Origin of the sequence: Luteitalea sp., assembly GCA_009377605.1 — a bacterium.
GTDB lineage: Bacteria > Acidobacteriota > Vicinamibacteria > Vicinamibacterales > Vicinamibacteraceae > WHTT01.
In genome coordinates, this window is the sequence record WHTT01000014.1 from 53,495 (window position 1) to 68,562 (window position 15,068).

Sequence of the window (15,068 nt, forward strand, 5' to 3'; positions counted from 1 at the left end):
AGAATCGGCGCTCGGCTCCGACTTACTCACGAAACGCGGGGAAACACCCCGCCACAACACATCGAAGGAGAGAATGATGCCGACAATCACGCCATTTCTCTGGTTCGACACCAAGGCCGAAGAGGCCATGAGCTTCTACGCCTCGATTTTCGAGCGCTCGAAGGTCATCTCGGTCAATCGGGCGGACGGGAAGGTGATGTCCGTGCAGTTCGAGCTCGAGGGCCAGAAGTTCATGGCCCTCAACGCCGGTCCGCACTTCAAGTTCACCGAGGCGATCTCGTTCTTCGTGGGTTGCGAGACCCAGGAGGAAATAGACGAGCTCTGGACGAAGCTCACCGCCGATGGCGGCGCGCCCAGTCGATGCGGCTGGCTGAAGGACAAGTTCGGACTGTCGTGGCAGATCATTCCGAACGAGCTCGGCGTGATGCTGGGGGATCAGGATGCGGCGAAATCCCAGCGGGTCATGAACGCCATGCTCCAGATGGACAAGCTCGATCTGAAGCGGTTGCAGCAGGCGTACCACGAGGCATAATCACTCGGGCGGCGGGCCGCCTCCGCGGTTACCGCCGCTTTACCTTTCGCGTGGTGGGTCTCTGCGCGGCCTTCGCGCTTCTCTTTTTCTTCGGGCGAAGCTTCGGCTTCGTGGCGGCGCGCTTCGTGTCGGCATTCGTGGCCAGCACGTTCGACAGCTCGTACGCTTCCTGCAGCCAGTCTGTGATTGGCGCCTCTACCTCGTCTCGGTGGCGGATCCGAATGATGTGAACGAGCTTGGACTTCGAGGCGCGATCGATGCGCCGGACTTGCGGAGCCTTCAGCGCACGGCCCAGGAACACGCAGACCTCGAGGAAGCTTTTCTTCGGGCGTACGAAGAAGTAGCAGGACTTGCGCGAGAACATGATCGATTTGTGCGAGGCGTAGATCCGCTGCTCTCCAAAAGAGGCGGCGGTCTCGCGCAGCCGCTCCCAGGCATCCTGCAGGTCCTCCGACAGATCCGCCGTGAGCGCCGCTTCGGTGGTCGTCCAGCAATCGTGCGCCTCGCCTTCCTCGACCCACTGCTTGCAGTGGTAGCACTCCCGACCGGCCATACCCAATTGTAGCGACGGACCCGCGCCGATTCCTTGGATGGCCTGAGATTGAACTTTGTGCTCCGGACCACTTAGAAGGTCGTGTTCCAGAGCGAAACGATGAGATAGATCGGGAGAATCAGAACGGTGCCGAACGCCAGCATGATCTGCAGCAGCATGGCGTTTCCTTACTCGACTCTGAGGGTAAAATGCCCCAGGCGGATGGACTCGTGCTCACGGCGTCTCGAGGCCCGCCGCTGAGATGGCGCATCGGACCAGTGGAGCGGTCCCGCCGGCCGATGATATGAATCACTCATGCGAACTATGTTGTTGATCATGGTGGGGCTGCCGTGACGAGCTTCGACGCCATCATTATCGGTGCGGGCCAGGCCGGTCCGCCGCTCGCGGGCCGGCTGACTGGCGCCGGCATGACGGTCGCACTCGTCGAGCGCAAGCTCTTCGGCGGCACGTGCGTCAACACCGGCTGCATGCCGACCAAGACCCTCGTGGCAAGCGCCTACGCGGCACATCTCGCCCGACGAGCCGCAGACTATGGCGTCGTCCTGTCCGGCGACCCGCAGATCGACATGGCCAAGGTCAAGTCCCGCGCCGACGCCGTGTCGGCGAAGGCGCGCGGCGGCGTTGAGAAGTGGCTGCGTGGGATGTCTGGCTGCACGGTGCTCGAAGGTCATGCGCACTTCGAGTCGCCGAACACCGTTCGTGTGGGCGAGCAACGGCTGACCGCTCCACGCATCTTCATCAATGTCGGCGGACGTGCCGTCGTGCCCGACATGCCAGGCGTTGGTGAGGTGCCATACCTGACCAACACCTCAATCCTGATGTTGGACCATGTGCCTCGGCACCTGGTGGTCGTCGGAGGCAGCTACGTCGGCCTCGAGTTCGCGCAGATGTACAGGCGGTTCGGCGCGGAGGTGACCGTCGTGGAGAAGGCGCCACGATTGATAGCCCGCGAAGACGAGGATGTCTCCCTGGCAGTCGGAGACATCCTGGAAGCCGAGGGCATCGCGATCCGCACGGAGGCCACGTGCATCGGCCTTGCGCCGCGCGATCAGGGTATCGCGGTCTCCGTCGACTGCACCCACGGGTCGCCCGAAGCGATCGGAACACACGTGCTGCTGGCGGTCGGCCGCCTTCCGAACACCGACGATCTAGGGCTGGACAGAGCAGGGGTCACCACCGACGCTCGCGGCTACATCACCGTTGACGAGAGCTTGGCCACCAGCGTCCCCGGGATCTGGGCGCTCGGCGACTGCAACGGTCGCGGTGCCTTCACGCACACTGCGTACAACGATTTCGAGATTGTCGCCGCCAATTTGCTGGACGGCGCACGCCGCGAGCTGCGAGCGCGCGTGCCGGCGTATGCCCTGTACATCGATCCACCCCTGGGGCGTGTCGGGGTCACAGAGGCCCAGGCGCGGGCGAGCGGCCGTCCGCTCCTGATCGGCAAGCGGCCGATGAGCCGTGTCGGCCGGGCCATCGAGAAGGGTGAGACGCAGGGCTTCATGAAGGTCGTCGTCGACGCAGAGACCAGGAGCATTCTTGGTGCGGCTATCCTCGGTACCGGGGGGGATGAAGCGATCCACGGCGTGCTCGATATCATCAATGCGCGCGTGCCGTACGATGTGCTTCAGCGTGCAGTACCGATTCATCCGACTGTCTCCGAGCTCATTCCGACGCTGCTTCGCGACATGCAACCAGAGCCCGCGCGCCGTTGACACGCACGACTCGTCAGTGAGGAGGTTGTCATGGCAAGAAGCGACGCCGTGCGGCGCGCGACCGGGCGAGATCGGGACGAGTGGTTTGCCCTGCTCGACGCGTGGCGTGCTGCGGGCCGTCAGTACCGAGAGATCGCCGACTGGCTCATGGGCGAGCACGACGTCAGCAGGTGGTGGCCCAGAAGCTCACTGTAAACGGGTAGGAACGTGAGCACAGGGCTGGCAGCACACCGACTCGATGGACATGGGTGCCGGGATGGGCATCTACTTCATGTTCAACGACCCCGACAAGATCACCAAGGGCGGCATGTCGAACATGGCCAAAGCGATGAACATGCCGCCGCACTGGCTGCATTACGTCACCGTCGACGAGATCGCCGCGACAATGGAGCGAGTCAAGAGCAAGGGCGGCAAGGTCCTCAATGGACCGATGGACGTCCCCGGCGGGGACCAGATCGCCCAGTGCCAGGATCCGCAGGGCGGCTTCTTCGCCGTCTACGCGGCGGGCAAGAACAAGAAGTAACGCGTTAGGGCATCAGTGTGGGCGTGGCTGGGTGGGCGTGGCCCAGGGAGATCCCGCGTCCGAGAACCGGTCTCATACATGCGCGAGAACGCCCCGATATCTGTGCCGGCGTTAACACCCGCGATAAAGTAGGGGCCATGGCAACGCTTGCACTGTTTGGAGCCACCGGAGCGATTGGACGAAGCATGGTCGACGCTCTCCGCGTGGACGGAACGCCGTACAGGGTCGTGGGACGCTCACGGTCCGCGCTCGAAGGGGCGTTCGGCACCGATGCTCTGGCGGAGATCGCAACCTGGAATCCAGAAGATGAGGCCTCCATCAAGGAGGCCGCTGCTGGAATCGACACGATCGTCTACGCCGTGGGCGTACCTTACTGGGAATTCCGACTGCACCCGATCCTCATGAAGAAGACGATCGACGCGGCGATCGCCGTGGGCGTGGCTCACATACTCTTGATTGGGACCGTCTATCCGTATGGTCGCCCTCGTGCGGAGCGGGTGCGCGAAGACCATCCGCGTGAGCCGCACACGTTCAAGGGCAAGATGCGCAAGGAGCAAGAGGATTTGCTCTTGGCCGCGGATGCCGCTGGCAGGCTTCGCGGTGCAGTGCTCAGGTTGCCGGACTTCTACGGTCCGAACGTCGACAAGAGTCTCATGGGGAGCGCCTTCCGCGCCGCGAAGGAAGGCGGACGTGCCCCGCTCTTGGGTCCCATCGACACGCCGCACGAGTTCGTCTTCGTTCCGGATGTCGGGCCGGTGGTGACGAAGCTCGTGCGGGAGCCGCGCGCCTGGGGCAGCGTGTGGCACTTCGGCGGTTTGGGTGTGATCACGATCCGTGCCTTCGCCGAGGAGATTTTCGCGCAGGCCGGCCGCCAGCCGAAGCTCTTCGTGGTAAACAACTGGATGCTGCGAGTGGCCGGCGTTTTCAACCCCATGATGCGCGAGCTTGTCGAGATGAACTATCTGCTGAAGACTCCGGTCATCATGAACGACGACCGGTTACGGGATCTTCTGCCCGGCGTCCACAAGACCGCTTATTCGGCTGGCATCACCGCAACCCTCGGAGCGATGTGAGCCGGTCGCAACAGTCATTTGCTTCGGCGCGTTTCCCTCGCGTGACGGCTCCATGACGTCGATCGCACCGATCTTGACCCCTCTCGGCCACCTTTTGCTCGAGCCGGTAGACGATGCGCCGCCGCTGCCGGGCGACGTGTTGGATCGGCTCCAGGAGGCATTTGCGCGCGGTTCCGGCCATGGACTGCTGCAGCTCGGAGCAGGGGAGGTGGGAACAGCCCTGCCCGGCCTGTTCGGCTACTGGTGCGAGCTCGCGGGACGATACGTGAGCGCCGTGTGCGGGCAGCAGGATCTCGGGAAGAGTCGCAGCCACACGCCAATTCCACCTCCGCCACAGGACGAGCTCGAGATGCTGGCCGTGGCCGCGCCGCCGATGATGGGCGCGGAATACCTGACGGGGCCCGTGCTGGAAGCGCTCTGGAACCAGCTGGGGGCGGCGTTCCGGATAGAGCTCGCCGAATCGAAAACCTCGCTCCAGGACTTTCTGCGGCGCAAGAGCCCCGCGTGGCACCTGGTTGGCCGCGTACACTTCAATCTCGCCGAGAACCGCCGCGACGAGGAGGCGCCGTTCGCGTTTCTCGCGACGTACACCGCGCAGCTCTCGGCGCACGCGAAAGCACAACACCTCCCGCTCGGCCGCGCGCTCACCGAGTACGCGGGTGCGGCAAACCGATCTCGGTTGCTCTCGTTGCTCTTACCCGTGCAACGGGCGGCAGAGCAGTGCGCTTGGCTGAAGTCGATGGTCGACGCGGGCGAGATCTTTCACCCGCTGCGATGGACACCTGCCGATGCCTATCAGCTGCTCACCGACCTCCCGCGTCTCGAGGCAGCAGGCGTCATCGTGCGCGTGCCCAGCACGTGGCGCGCGAATCGCCCTCCCCATCCTCGCGTGAGCGCCGTCGTCGGCAGCAAACCGCCCTCTGGTCTGGGCACGGAGGCGCTTCTCGACTTTCGCATGGAGGTGACGCTCGACGGCGAATCGCTGACTCCGGTGGAGGTCGAGCAACTGCTCGCAGGCTCCGATGGCTTGCACCTCGTCCGCGGCCGCTGGGTCCAGGTGGATCGCGCCACGCTTGGCCGCATGCTCGATGAGCTCCGCGCGGTCGAAAAGGTTGCCGAAGAGAGAGGTCTCGGGTTTGCGGAAGCGATGCGCCTCGTCGCCGGCGCGAGGTTCTCCGGCGACGAGCGGCTGGATGCTGCCGCTCCAGACTGGTCCCGTGTCGCCGCCGGTCCCTGGCTGGCAACGACGCTCGAGGGACTGCGCCGGCCGGACGGGCTCGCACGCGTCGACCCGGGAGACGCGCTGAAGACCGAGCTGCGTCCATATCAACAGGCCGGCGTGCGCTGGCTGCACCTGTTGTCGGGGCTCGGCCTCGGCGCCTGTCTCGCCGACGACATGGGGCTGGGAAAGACGATGCAGGTGTTGGCGCTGTTGTTGGTGCTGCGCAGTCAGGACGGCTCGCCGGATCGCGGCGCGCGCCGCCGGCGAGCGAGCCTGATCGTCGCGCCGGCGTCGCTCCTCGCCAACTGGGAGTCGGAAGCGGCTCGGTTCACGCCCTCCCTGCGGACGCTCGTCGCACACCCGTCGGTGCTACCGAGCGCCGATCTGCGAACGCTCGACTCGGGCCGGCTGGCGGATGTCGATCTCGTGATCACGAGCTACGGCACACTCGTCCGTACGCCCGCGCTCCTCGAGATCCCTTGGGAGCTGGCCGTGCTCGATGAAGCCCAGGCCATCAAAAGTCCTGGCGCAAGGCAGACGCGAACGGTCAAGCAGCTCGACGCGCGGGCGCGGATCGCGCTCACGGGCACGCCCGTGGAGAATCGGGTCGGGGACGTCTGGTCCATCTTCGACTTCATCAACCCCGGCTTGCTGGGCACCAGCAAGGAGTTCGGCCGGTTCACCAAACGCCTTGCCGCAGGGTCGCAGAGCAGCTATGGGCCGCTGCGTGATCTCGTCCGACCGTACGTCCTCCGGCGACTCAAGACGGACAGGTCGATCATTGCCGACCTGCCGGACAAGACCGAAGTGAAGGCGTTCTGCTCGCTCAGCCGCGCGCAGGCCGCCCTGTATCAGCGAAGCGTGACAGAGCTGGCCAGGGAGCTCGCCGCGGCCGACGGAATCAAGCGCAGGGGCGTGGTGCTCGCGTTTCTCATGCGCTTCAAGCAGATCTGCAATCATCCATCGCACTGGTTGGGCGACGGTCGGTGGGCAGAGGCTGATAGCGGAAAGCTGTCACGCTTACGTGAGATCGCCGAAGTCATCGTCGCAAAGCAGGAGAAGGTGCTCGTCTTCACCCAGTTCCGCGAGGTCACCGCTCCCTTGGCGGCCTTTCTCGGCTCGGTATTCGGCCGGCCCGGGCTCGTGCTGCACGGCGAGACCAGCGTGAAGAAGCGCCAGGCGCTCGTCCAGCAGTTTCAGGAGGACGAGCGCGTGCCCTTCTTCGTCTTGTCGCTCAAGGCCGGCGGCTCGGGCCTCAATCTCACGGCGGCGTCGCACGTCGTTCACTTCGACCGCTGGTGGAATCCGGCTGTCGAGAACCAGGCAACCGACCGCGCGTTCCGCATCGGGCAGACCAAGAACGTGCTCGTGCACAAGTTCTTGTGCCGCGGAACGGTTGAGGAGAAGATCGACGAGTTGATCGAGTCGAAGCGGCAGCTCTCCCAGGATCTGCTCGAGGGCGGCGCCGACGTGCTGCTTACCGAGATGGATGACGAGGCGCTGCTGAAGCTCGTGACACTCGATCTACACGCCGCATCGCAGGAATGACGATGGACTACGACGGCTGGAGACCCTATGTGCCTGTCGCCACGCGCCGCCGTCGAGCGGCGCGGGTGTTGGCGGGGCTCAAACAGAAGGGGCACGAGGCCGCACCGGTCCTCATCGATGGCCGAAAGATCACGAGCACGTTCTGGGGCAAGGCGTGGTGCGAGAATCTGGAGCGCTACAGTGATTTCCAGAACCGGCTGCCACGCGGGCGGACGTACGTCCGCAACGGTTCCGTCATCGATCTGCAGATCTCGCCGGGCGATGTGACTTCACTGGTCAGCGGATCCGACCTCTATCGGGTTCGGATAGGCGTGGCCGCGCTGCCGAAGCTGCAGTGGCGCGGCATCTGCCGCGACTGCACGGGCGCCATCGACTCGGTCGTCGAGCTGCTCCAGGGACGGTTGTCCACCAGCGTCATGGCTCGGATCTGTGAGCCGAAGAAGGGGCTCTTCCCGGCGCCGAGAGAGATCTCGTTTCGTTGCAGTTGCCCAGACTGGGCACGGATGTGCAAGCACGTCGCGGCGGTGCTGTACGGCATCGGCGCGCGGCTCGACGAACGGCCTGAGCTGCTGTTCCTGCTCAGGGGTGTGGACCAGCAGGATCTCATCGCCAAGGCGGGCACCGGCTTGCAACCCAGCAGCAAGAGACCAGCGGCGGCGAAGGTCCTCGAGGCCGGTGATCTAGCAGAGATCTTCGGCATCGACATAGCTCAATCCGAGCCCGCGGAGGCGTCACCTGTTCGCCGGAAACGGACGGTGCGGGCAGGAGCCGCTGCAGGCGCGAAGCCGGCGGTGGGCGCTTCCACGAAGCCGATTGGGCAGACGGTTCCGAAACGCGCAACACGTTCGCCCCTTCGCGCGTCACGATCGCGTGGGTCGGGATGACTCGGCGGCAGATTGATGTGGTGCTGGTTCGAGCTGCATGATCCGAGTGTAGAGCTATCACGTGAGATGCGCTGTCTTCTATTGCACAGCTCGGGTCACATGCGGCGCGCGTTCGAGCCGCTGAAATGCTGGCTCAGTCGTGAAGAACGATACTCAGTAGGGAGCCGTTCACCTTGAGCTTCCCGTTGTACTCGATGAGGCCGAGCTTGCGGAACTTGTTCATGAAGAAGTTCACACGCGACCGCGTCGTTCCCACCATCTCGGCGAGAGTCTCCTGTGACAGCTTGGGCAGCGCCCGCTGGGTCGTCTCTTCCCTCCCGTATCGTGCGAGGAGCAGCAGCGTGCGGGCGAGCCGCTTCTCGCTCGAGTTGAAGAGCTGATCGACGAGGTCCTCTTCGATTCGAATGTTGCGCGCCAGCATGTGGGCGATGAATCGGTCGGAGAACTCGGAGTGGTCGTGCAGCATCCGAAGCATGTCGCGTTTATGGATCCGGAGGACAGCCGTCGGCACGACGGCCGTGGCGCTTCCCATGCGCAGCGGCTGCCCCGCCAGGCACCCCTCACCGAAGAAGTCGCCGGGCCCGAGCATGGCGACGACGGCCTCCTTTCCCGCCGAGGACAACACCGACAGCTTCACGCCGCCATCCTGGATGTAAAAGAGGGTGTTCGCCTGTGCACCCTGGACGAACACGCCGGCGCCGGTCGCAAACCGAACGATGCGGGAGGACACGCCGGCCGACTTGAGGAACGCCTTCACATCGACCAAGGCGGCTGTCACGCTGGCGGGAGGCGGTTTTCGCGGCATCTGAACTAGATCATCCCACGACCGAACGCCAGGAGCCACAGGGAACGGCTGTCGTGCGGCGGCTCGTACAGGTGAAGTGCAGAGCTGGCCCTCAAGATGTGCAGTTTAGAACAGCGGGCGCGCTGAAAACCTGCTTGACTGCCTGAAATGGCGGCAGTCAGCGTTTTAGGGCTCCCACCCAAGGCGCCCGCCAATGCTGGAATTCAAGTTGCATTTGCCAGTGATGGGAGATCCGTAATGGGACGGTAACAGTGATATCGGCAGAATATTGCACATGGCTGTGTACCTGATCAACCCGAGTGATGTGTCGTTCGGCACCGCTGTGATCACGCCTCGCTGGCTGTATGTGCTGGCGGCCGCCACACCTTCCGCCCACGGCGATCCCATCGTCATCGACGAGACATTGGAACAGCTCGACCCGGCTGTGCTGCGGCCCGGCGATGTGGTCGGCATTGGCATTCACACGAGCAACGCCTTCCGCGGCTATGAGCTTGGACGCCTCGCGCGTGAGCGCGGCGCGTACGTCGTGTTTGGCGGGATCCATGCCACCTTGTTTCCCGATGAAGCGCATCAGCGCGGTGGTGCGCATGGTGTCGTGCGAGGCGACGGCGACATGATCTGGGCCGAGGTGCTCGAGGATTGCGCCGCAGGCCGGGTCAAGCCCGTATATGAAGGTGGGCGGGTCGACGGCGCGACGTTCCGGGCTGCGCGATGGGACCTTCTGCCGCGCGATCGCTATATGTGGGGGTCGGTCCAGACGGTGCGCGGCTGTCCGAAGCACTGTTCGTTCTGCTCGGTGTGGAGAACAGACGGCCAGCAACCTCGGCAGCGAGTGGCGAGCGCAGTGGCCCAGGAAGTGATGGAGCTGCGCCGACTTGGGTTCCGGTTCATTTTACTCGCCGACGACAACTTCTATCCCGTGACGCTCGAGGATCTGCGACAGGCGGGACGGCGCAGCGACCGTCACCGCTTGGACGAGCTCAGCGCTCTTCGCGCCGAGCGGTTCGAGCTGATGGCCGAGCTCGCCCGGCTGCCGGACGATCTCAAGTTCTATACTCAGATCACCATGGAAGCGGCCGAGGATCCGGAGTTCCTGGACGCGATGCGCAAGGCGCACATCCGTGGCGCGCTCGTCGGCGTCGAATCGGTGACTGCCGAAGGGCTCAAGGCCGTCTTCAAGAATTTCAATGACGCCGGCGACGCGCTCGTGACCCGCTTGCAGGCCTTTCGCCAGCACGGCATTCACCTGCTTGGCTCGTTCATCTTCGGGCTGCCGACCGACACACCTGAGACCTTTCGAGCCACGGCGGATCTCGCGCAACAAGCCGATCTCAGCTTCGCGCAGTTCGTCATGCTGACGCCGTTCCCGGGCACGGTGGACTTCGCCAGATGGGAAAAAGAGCTCGGATCAGAAGCGCCGGAGATCGATGGCGTGCCGCTGACGCGCTATTGGCTCGTGCCGCCCGACCAGCGGCCGAAGGTGTATCTGCCCCACCCGGGGATGTCCGCGGACGAGATCCGTCGGGGCACGCAGGAGACCTGGGACCGCTTCTACTCCCTTCCCGTGATTTGGCGGCGCGCGCGCTTTCTCCGGTCGCTTCGGTCGAGGCTTGCGTTCGTGCTGATTTCGAAGCTGTACCGGCAGATGTACGCAAACACCGGTATCGCAACCGATAGCGCGCGCACGATCCGCTCCGCGCGATGGGCACGATGGCTGGCGAGGTCATGCCGCCGCTTGTTCGTGACGGCGCCTCTCTCCGATCAACAAACGCTATCGGTAGCGCGCTCAGGAGATAGCCGACAATAAGTCAAGTTTCGGGCTGGCGAACACGGCGCGTTCGGCGAGGCGGCCGCTAGAATCCTTGAGAACCCGGTGCGCCGTGTCGATCGAGCCAATGGAGGAGCTGAGCGACGCTCCCGGTTGCCAGGGCCACGCTCGAGTCAGCCGCACCGTAGTACAGGTTGATGGCATCGCCATCTGCACCCAGGGTGTAGCCGCATGGGAAGGTGACATAGCCAACGTCGCCTTCGCGCTCGTACGGCTCCTCGGGGCCAAAGATCCAGGAATCGCCGCGTAGGAGGCAGTGCTCCGCAGTATCCAGGTCCAACAGCGCAACCCCGAGGCGATACAAGCACCCTGCACCTGTCCGTCGGACGCCGTGATAGAGCAGGAGCCACCCGCGCGACGTCTCGATGAGGGGCGGCGACAGACCGACGCGGTTGGCGTCCCACCAGGATCCGCGGCGCGCCGGCAGCACGAGCGTGTGTCTGCCCCAATTGCGAAGGTCCGGTGAGAAGGAGATCCAGACGTGTGCGCCGGTGTCGGTCAACGGTCGATGGAGCAAGGCGAAGCTGCCGTTGATGCGGCGCGGCAGCAGCGCTGCGTCCTTGTCGTCTGGCTGCATGACGAGACCAAGACGCTCGAAGTGCCGGAAGTCCTCGGTGAGTGCCAGCGCTACGCCCGGCCCGCCTTGACTGAACGCGGTATACGCCACGACGTACCGGCCGAGCTCCTCGACGAAGGTGATGCGGGGGTCTTCGATGCCCCACACTTCTTCTGGATGCCTGTCCGGGTCCGCCGAGAGCGTGGGCTCGGCATCGACCGTCCAGCCGTCGACGCCGTTGCTGGATCGGGCGGCGCACAGATGCGAGTGGCCGCGTCGATCCTCCACCCTGCAGAGGAGAAGTGTCGTGCCGTCTCGAAGTCGCGTCGCCCCGGCGTTGAACACCGTGTGTGCCGGGTACGGCCAGTCGGCCGCCGTGAGAATCGGATTCCGCTCGTGTCGATGGAAGAGTGTTTCGTAGCGTTGCGGCGGCATCATGATGTTGGCTGACGGTCTCGCACATCGACCTCGTGCACGTCCAGTGCCTCGACGGTCCGCATTTCGTGCAATGTGAGCAGGAAGGAGAGCGTTGCTTCGGCGCCCTGGTTCTGATTGGGCCGATCGACGTGCAGCCCATCGCGACAGCCACCTGTCGATGGATCGAAGAGCCAGTGGTGCAGATGGTTCTCCCCGAGAAACCAGTCGAACGCCGACCGCGCGTGTGCCGCCCAGCGGTTGTCGTTACTGACGCGGTAAGCGTCGAGACACGCAGATGCCGTCGCGCACGCCTCGACGGGCTGCTGGTCGAACGCCGCGGGGGGCGAGCCTCGCTCATAGAATCCGTTGGATCCAATCGCGGCAAACTGCTTGTCCGCGGACGATTGCACGTCCACCAGCCAGTCAAGGGAGCGCATCCCAGCCTCGGTCATGTCCGCTCGATGCATTCGGTCACCGGAGATGATGAGCGCCTGCGACAGGCGACCGTTGCAGTACGTGACGGAATCCTCGAACCACGGCCAGTCCGGTCGGCTGGTCCGTTGAAACAGGTCGAGTAGACGCTCCGCGAGCGTGACACGCAGCGCTTCGACGCTGCTGTCGCCCTGGAACGCTCGGAGGTACTCGTCGATACCGAGGAGCGCATAGGCCCAGGCCCGTGGGCTCGTGAATGTGGTCACCGCCGGCATCGCCAGGTGGAACAGATCGCCTGCGAGACTGTGTCTGCCCGGATCGCCGGCACGGCCCACGACGGTGCCGAGCGCCCATAGAGCTCGCCCATGGCTGTCCTGCGATCCGTACGGCTCGTGCCACTGCCGCGCGTACGAGAGAAAGTTCCTGAAGCGGCCGGATGTCCGGTCGAATGCGTGGCTGACGAAGGCGAGGTAGCGTGACGCGAGCGCACGGACCACCGTGGGGTCGTCGCTGCCTGCCTCCTCGAGAAGTGCCATGAGCAGCAGCGCTCGCGCGTTGTCGTCCAGACAGTACCCGTCCTCGTATCGCGGGATGTTGAAGGTGGCGTGCTGGAGCATTCCCGTGTCGTCGGTCATCGCCTGCACGTGTCTCAGGCTGATCTCGGGCAGGCCAGCAGGTCGGCTGGCGAGTGTCTGCGCGCGGAATGCAGTCCGACGCCGGTGCATGTGCTCCGTTTGCGCCCGTGCGAAGCTCTCGACGTAGCGGCCGGCGACCGCCGGCCACGTCATCCCGACGCCATGTGCAGCCGCTCGCGCGCACATCGTCCGGCGCCGGTCATGGTCGCTGACCAGGCCGATGACTTCCTCCGCGATCGCGTGTGAATCCCTCCACGGGACGAGGACGCCACGCCCCTCATCGAGAAGCTCGCGAGCGTAGATGTAAGGCGTTGAGATGACGGCCTTCCCCGCGCCAACGGCATAGGCCAACGTGCCCGATGTGATCTGCTCCGGCTGAAGGTATGGCGTGATGTAAATGTCCGTGGCCGACAGGAACTCGGTCAGCTCCTCCTGGCTCACGAACCGGTTGTGGAAGATCATGCTCGCGGCCACGCCCAGCTGTCGGCCTCGCGTCTCGAGCATCAGACGATAGGCCTCCCCCTCCTGCTCGATGACGTGCGGGTGCGTGGCGCCGAGAATGATGTAGACCGTGTCCGGATGGGCCGCGAGGATCGCCGGCAACGCATCGACGACATATTCGATGCCTTTGTCGCGGGAGAGCAGCCCGAAGGTCAGAATCACGGTTTTGCCGTTGACGCCAAGGCGGTCCTTGCTGTGGGGGTCGGCTGTTACGTGCGCAATCCCATGGGGAATCAGATCGATCTGATCATCGGAAATGCCGTGGACCCGCCGGAGCAGCTCCGCGCCGGATTCGCTCATGACGATGAGGCGCTGTGACAGGCGCGCCAGCTCGTCGATCACTGCGCGCTGCGCCGGGCTCGGTTGCGACAGAACCGTATGGAGCGTCGTCACGATCGGCATGCGGAGCTCCCGCAACATGGCGACGAGGTGCGCGCCCGCCTTGCCCCCGAATATCCCATACTCGTGCTGGACCGAGAGCACATCGACTTGATTGACGTTCAGGAAGTCCGCTGCGCGCCGATACGAGCCGAGGTCGCCCTCCGCGATCTCGAACCGGACGCGGGACGGATAGACGTGCCGCCGGCCGGCATCGTTCATCGCGAGCACGAACCGATCCACCTCTGGCAGCTCCATCGCCAACGCCTCCGCCAGGTGTGTCGTGAATGTGGCGATGCCGCACTGGCGGGGCAAGTGGTTGCCGAGGATGGCAAATCGTTTCATGTCTTCTAGATGCTCTGCGGTATCGAGTGATGGCGTCGGCTAGGCGGCGTGTGAACTCGCTGTCTGTCAAACCGCAAGTGGCTGCTCGAACCGTACAATTGTAGGCGAGCGAATCAATGATGGATGTTTAGTCTTGAACAGGGTGCGGCCAATCTGCGTGGGAGATGCGGGGCAGGCGGTATTGCAGCCGCCGCGCCCCGACATCCCTTCCGAATCACGGCGACTCGCTAGTTCGCTGTTATCTCGAGGCCTGTGACCGTGGCTTCGGTGTTGTGCGCGAACCGGATCCCGTAGAGGCCGTCAGTGGACTTCAGCTTGCCCTCGGTCACGAGCTCGGCCTTGTCGTAGCCCGCGACGACCGTGCCGTTGATCGCGCACTCGACGCGGTCGTCGTTCACCGACACCGCGATCTCCTGTGTCACCGGTGAGCCAGGGCCTTCGGCCGTGTTCACAACCGGGTTCGATTCACCCCGCTTGCCATTCATCTGAAACGGCTCGGGGCCGAATCCGCGTACGATGAAGTTGCCGTTCCCGTACGCGGCGCAGTACAGATAGCTCTGCTGTTCGGTTCCCATGTCGTTACCGGCAATGACGATGCCGTACGGATGGGGGTGGTCGTTGAGGCTCATGTACTTCGGCTCGTTGAATGTCGCCTTCACCGTGTAGTTGCCGCTCGCCGTGTTGGCTGGATTCCAGTACGTCACGGCGGGCCCCGTCATGACCTCCAGCGCATCACCGGCCTGCGCGAGCTTCGCGTTGTCGAGCGTTTGCCCCGAACCTTCTTCCTTGGCGTCGATCTTGCCGGTCCATCCGGGCACGGAGATGCCGCCGTCGGCGACCGCACGAGCGGTCTCCTCCTGCGCGCCGACGTCCGGAGCCATGAGCATGCCGGCAGTGAATACGACGAATGCGGAACCGCACATAAAACGCATGGTGTCTTCCCTCCAGAGAAACCGCGAAGTGATGGCCATGGAACCGAGGCGGCCACCCCGGCGGACGAAAGGGTTCGGGCGCGGGGTGCGTCGATGGGTTTAGCTATTGTAGCCGCTCGGGCCTCGATTTCGGATGGCTGATCGACGGCAGGCTGCGCGGCGCTCCCCGTGCAGATCCGGTCGGCAGCG

The 15,068-nt window shown here is 64.4% G+C and carries 13 protein-coding genes; 8 read left to right on the forward strand and 5 right to left on the reverse strand.

Annotation, left to right across the window (positions count from 1 at the left end; all coding sequences use genetic code 11):
* Window positions 1-76: 76 nt before the first annotated feature.
* On the forward strand, window positions 77-532 hold the full coding sequence (locus GEV06_06850; GenBank protein ID MPZ17613.1) for a VOC family protein: 456 nt from the start codon (window positions 77-79) through the stop codon (window positions 530-532).
* A gap of 28 nt (window positions 533-560) precedes the next feature.
* On the opposite strand, the gene GEV06_06855 is transcribed toward GEV06_06850, so the two are convergent.
* Entirely contained in the window at window positions 561-1,085 is a 525-nt protein-coding gene (locus tag GEV06_06855; GenBank protein ID MPZ17614.1) for a hypothetical protein, read from the reverse strand.
* Between the two features lie 329 nt (window positions 1,086-1,414).
* Between GEV06_06855 and GEV06_06860 the strand changes: the two genes are divergently transcribed.
* The 6 genes from GEV06_06860 (at window position 1,415) to GEV06_06885 (ending at window position 8,050) form a co-directional block, all read left to right on the forward strand.
* Window positions 1,415-2,800, forward strand: a complete 1,386-nt coding sequence (locus tag GEV06_06860) for an FAD-containing oxidoreductase (protein MPZ17615.1) — start codon at window positions 1,415-1,417, stop codon at window positions 2,798-2,800.
* Window positions 2,801-2,830: 30 nt separating this feature from the next.
* The gene (locus GEV06_06865; protein ID MPZ17616.1) at window positions 2,831-2,995 is read left to right on the forward strand and encodes a DUF4287 domain-containing protein; all 165 of its coding nucleotides are present in this window, start codon (window positions 2,831-2,833) and stop codon (window positions 2,993-2,995) included.
* A 43-nt stretch (window positions 2,996-3,038) separates the two neighbouring features.
* The gene (locus GEV06_06870) at window positions 3,039-3,323 is read left to right on the forward strand and encodes a hypothetical protein (GenBank protein MPZ17617.1); all 285 of its coding nucleotides are present in this window, start codon (window positions 3,039-3,041) and stop codon (window positions 3,321-3,323) included.
* Between the two features lie 137 nt (window positions 3,324-3,460).
* The gene (locus GEV06_06875) at window positions 3,461-4,396 is read left to right on the forward strand and encodes an NAD(P)H-binding protein (protein ID MPZ17618.1); all 936 of its coding nucleotides are present in this window, start codon (window positions 3,461-3,463) and stop codon (window positions 4,394-4,396) included.
* A 52-nt stretch (window positions 4,397-4,448) separates the two neighbouring features.
* Window positions 4,449-7,166, forward strand: coding sequence for an ATP-dependent helicase (locus tag GEV06_06880; GenBank protein MPZ17619.1), 2,718 nt, complete (start codon window positions 4,449-4,451; stop codon window positions 7,164-7,166).
* Between the two features lie 2 nt (window positions 7,167-7,168).
* On the forward strand, window positions 7,169-8,050 hold the full coding sequence (locus tag GEV06_06885) for a hypothetical protein (protein MPZ17620.1): 882 nt from the start codon (window positions 7,169-7,171) through the stop codon (window positions 8,048-8,050).
* Window positions 8,051-8,183: 133 nt separating this feature from the next.
* Here GEV06_06885 and GEV06_06890 read toward each other — a convergent pair whose 3' ends face one another.
* The gene (locus GEV06_06890; protein MPZ17621.1) at window positions 8,184-8,855 is read right to left on the reverse strand and encodes a cyclic nucleotide-binding domain-containing protein; all 672 of its coding nucleotides are present in this window, start codon (window positions 8,853-8,855) and stop codon (window positions 8,184-8,186) included.
* 274 nt (window positions 8,856-9,129) lie between these two features.
* On the opposite strand from GEV06_06890, the gene GEV06_06895 reads away from it, so the two are divergent.
* Complete coding sequence (locus GEV06_06895; GenBank protein MPZ17622.1) at window positions 9,130-10,662, forward strand: radical SAM protein; 1,533 nt, start codon at window positions 9,130-9,132, stop codon at window positions 10,660-10,662.
* Between the two features lie 46 nt (window positions 10,663-10,708).
* On the opposite strand, the gene GEV06_06900 is transcribed toward GEV06_06895, so the two are convergent.
* The 3 genes from GEV06_06900 to GEV06_06910 form a co-directional block, all read right to left on the reverse strand.
* Window positions 10,709-11,674 (reverse strand): glycosidase, encoded by a 966-nt coding sequence (locus GEV06_06900; GenBank protein ID MPZ17623.1) that lies wholly within the window; start codon window positions 11,672-11,674, stop codon window positions 10,709-10,711.
* Window positions 11,674-13,947 carry a glycosyltransferase gene (locus GEV06_06905; protein ID MPZ17624.1) on the reverse strand — a complete coding sequence of 758 codons (2,274 nt, stop codon included), beginning with the start codon at window positions 13,945-13,947 and terminating at the stop codon, window positions 11,674-11,676. Before GEV06_06905 ends, GEV06_06900 begins: the two co-directional genes overlap by 1 nt.
* Window positions 13,948-14,174: 227 nt before the next feature.
* Window positions 14,175-14,879 carry a hypothetical protein gene (locus GEV06_06910; GenBank protein ID MPZ17625.1) on the reverse strand — a complete coding sequence of 235 codons (705 nt, stop codon included), beginning with the start codon at window positions 14,877-14,879 and terminating at the stop codon, window positions 14,175-14,177.
* Window positions 14,880-15,068: the final 189 nt, after the last annotated feature.

Excerpts from the sequence above, each read along its gene's own strand:
- GEV06_06850 (MPZ17613.1), top strand. The coding sequence starts at position 77 with ATGCCGACAATCACGCCATTTCTCTGGTTCGACACCAAGGCCGAAGAG.
- GEV06_06855 (MPZ17614.1), bottom strand. The coding sequence starts at position 1,085 with ATGGCCGGTCGGGAGTGCTACCACTGCAAGCAGTGGGTCGAGGAAGGC.
- GEV06_06865 (MPZ17616.1), top strand. The coding sequence starts at position 2,831 with ATGGCAAGAAGCGACGCCGTGCGGCGCGCGACCGGGCGAGATCGGGAC.
- GEV06_06870 (MPZ17617.1), top strand. The coding sequence starts at position 3,039 with ATGGACATGGGTGCCGGGATGGGCATCTACTTCATGTTCAACGACCCC.
- GEV06_06875 (MPZ17618.1), top strand. The coding sequence starts at position 3,461 with ATGGCAACGCTTGCACTGTTTGGAGCCACCGGAGCGATTGGACGAAGC.
- GEV06_06880 (MPZ17619.1), top strand. The coding sequence starts at position 4,449 with ATGACGTCGATCGCACCGATCTTGACCCCTCTCGGCCACCTTTTGCTC.
- GEV06_06885 (MPZ17620.1), top strand. The coding sequence starts at position 7,169 with ATGGACTACGACGGCTGGAGACCCTATGTGCCTGTCGCCACGCGCCGC.
- GEV06_06890 (MPZ17621.1), bottom strand. The coding sequence starts at position 8,855 with ATGCCGCGAAAACCGCCTCCCGCCAGCGTGACAGCCGCCTTGGTCGAT.
- GEV06_06895 (MPZ17622.1), top strand. The coding sequence starts at position 9,130 with ATGGCTGTGTACCTGATCAACCCGAGTGATGTGTCGTTCGGCACCGCT.
- GEV06_06900 (MPZ17623.1), bottom strand. The coding sequence starts at position 11,674 with ATGCCGCCGCAACGCTACGAAACACTCTTCCATCGACACGAGCGGAAT.
- GEV06_06905 (MPZ17624.1), bottom strand. The coding sequence starts at position 13,947 with ATGAAACGATTTGCCATCCTCGGCAACCACTTGCCCCGCCAGTGCGGC.
- GEV06_06910 (MPZ17625.1), bottom strand. The coding sequence starts at position 14,879 with ATGCGTTTTATGTGCGGTTCCGCATTCGTCGTATTCACTGCCGGCATG.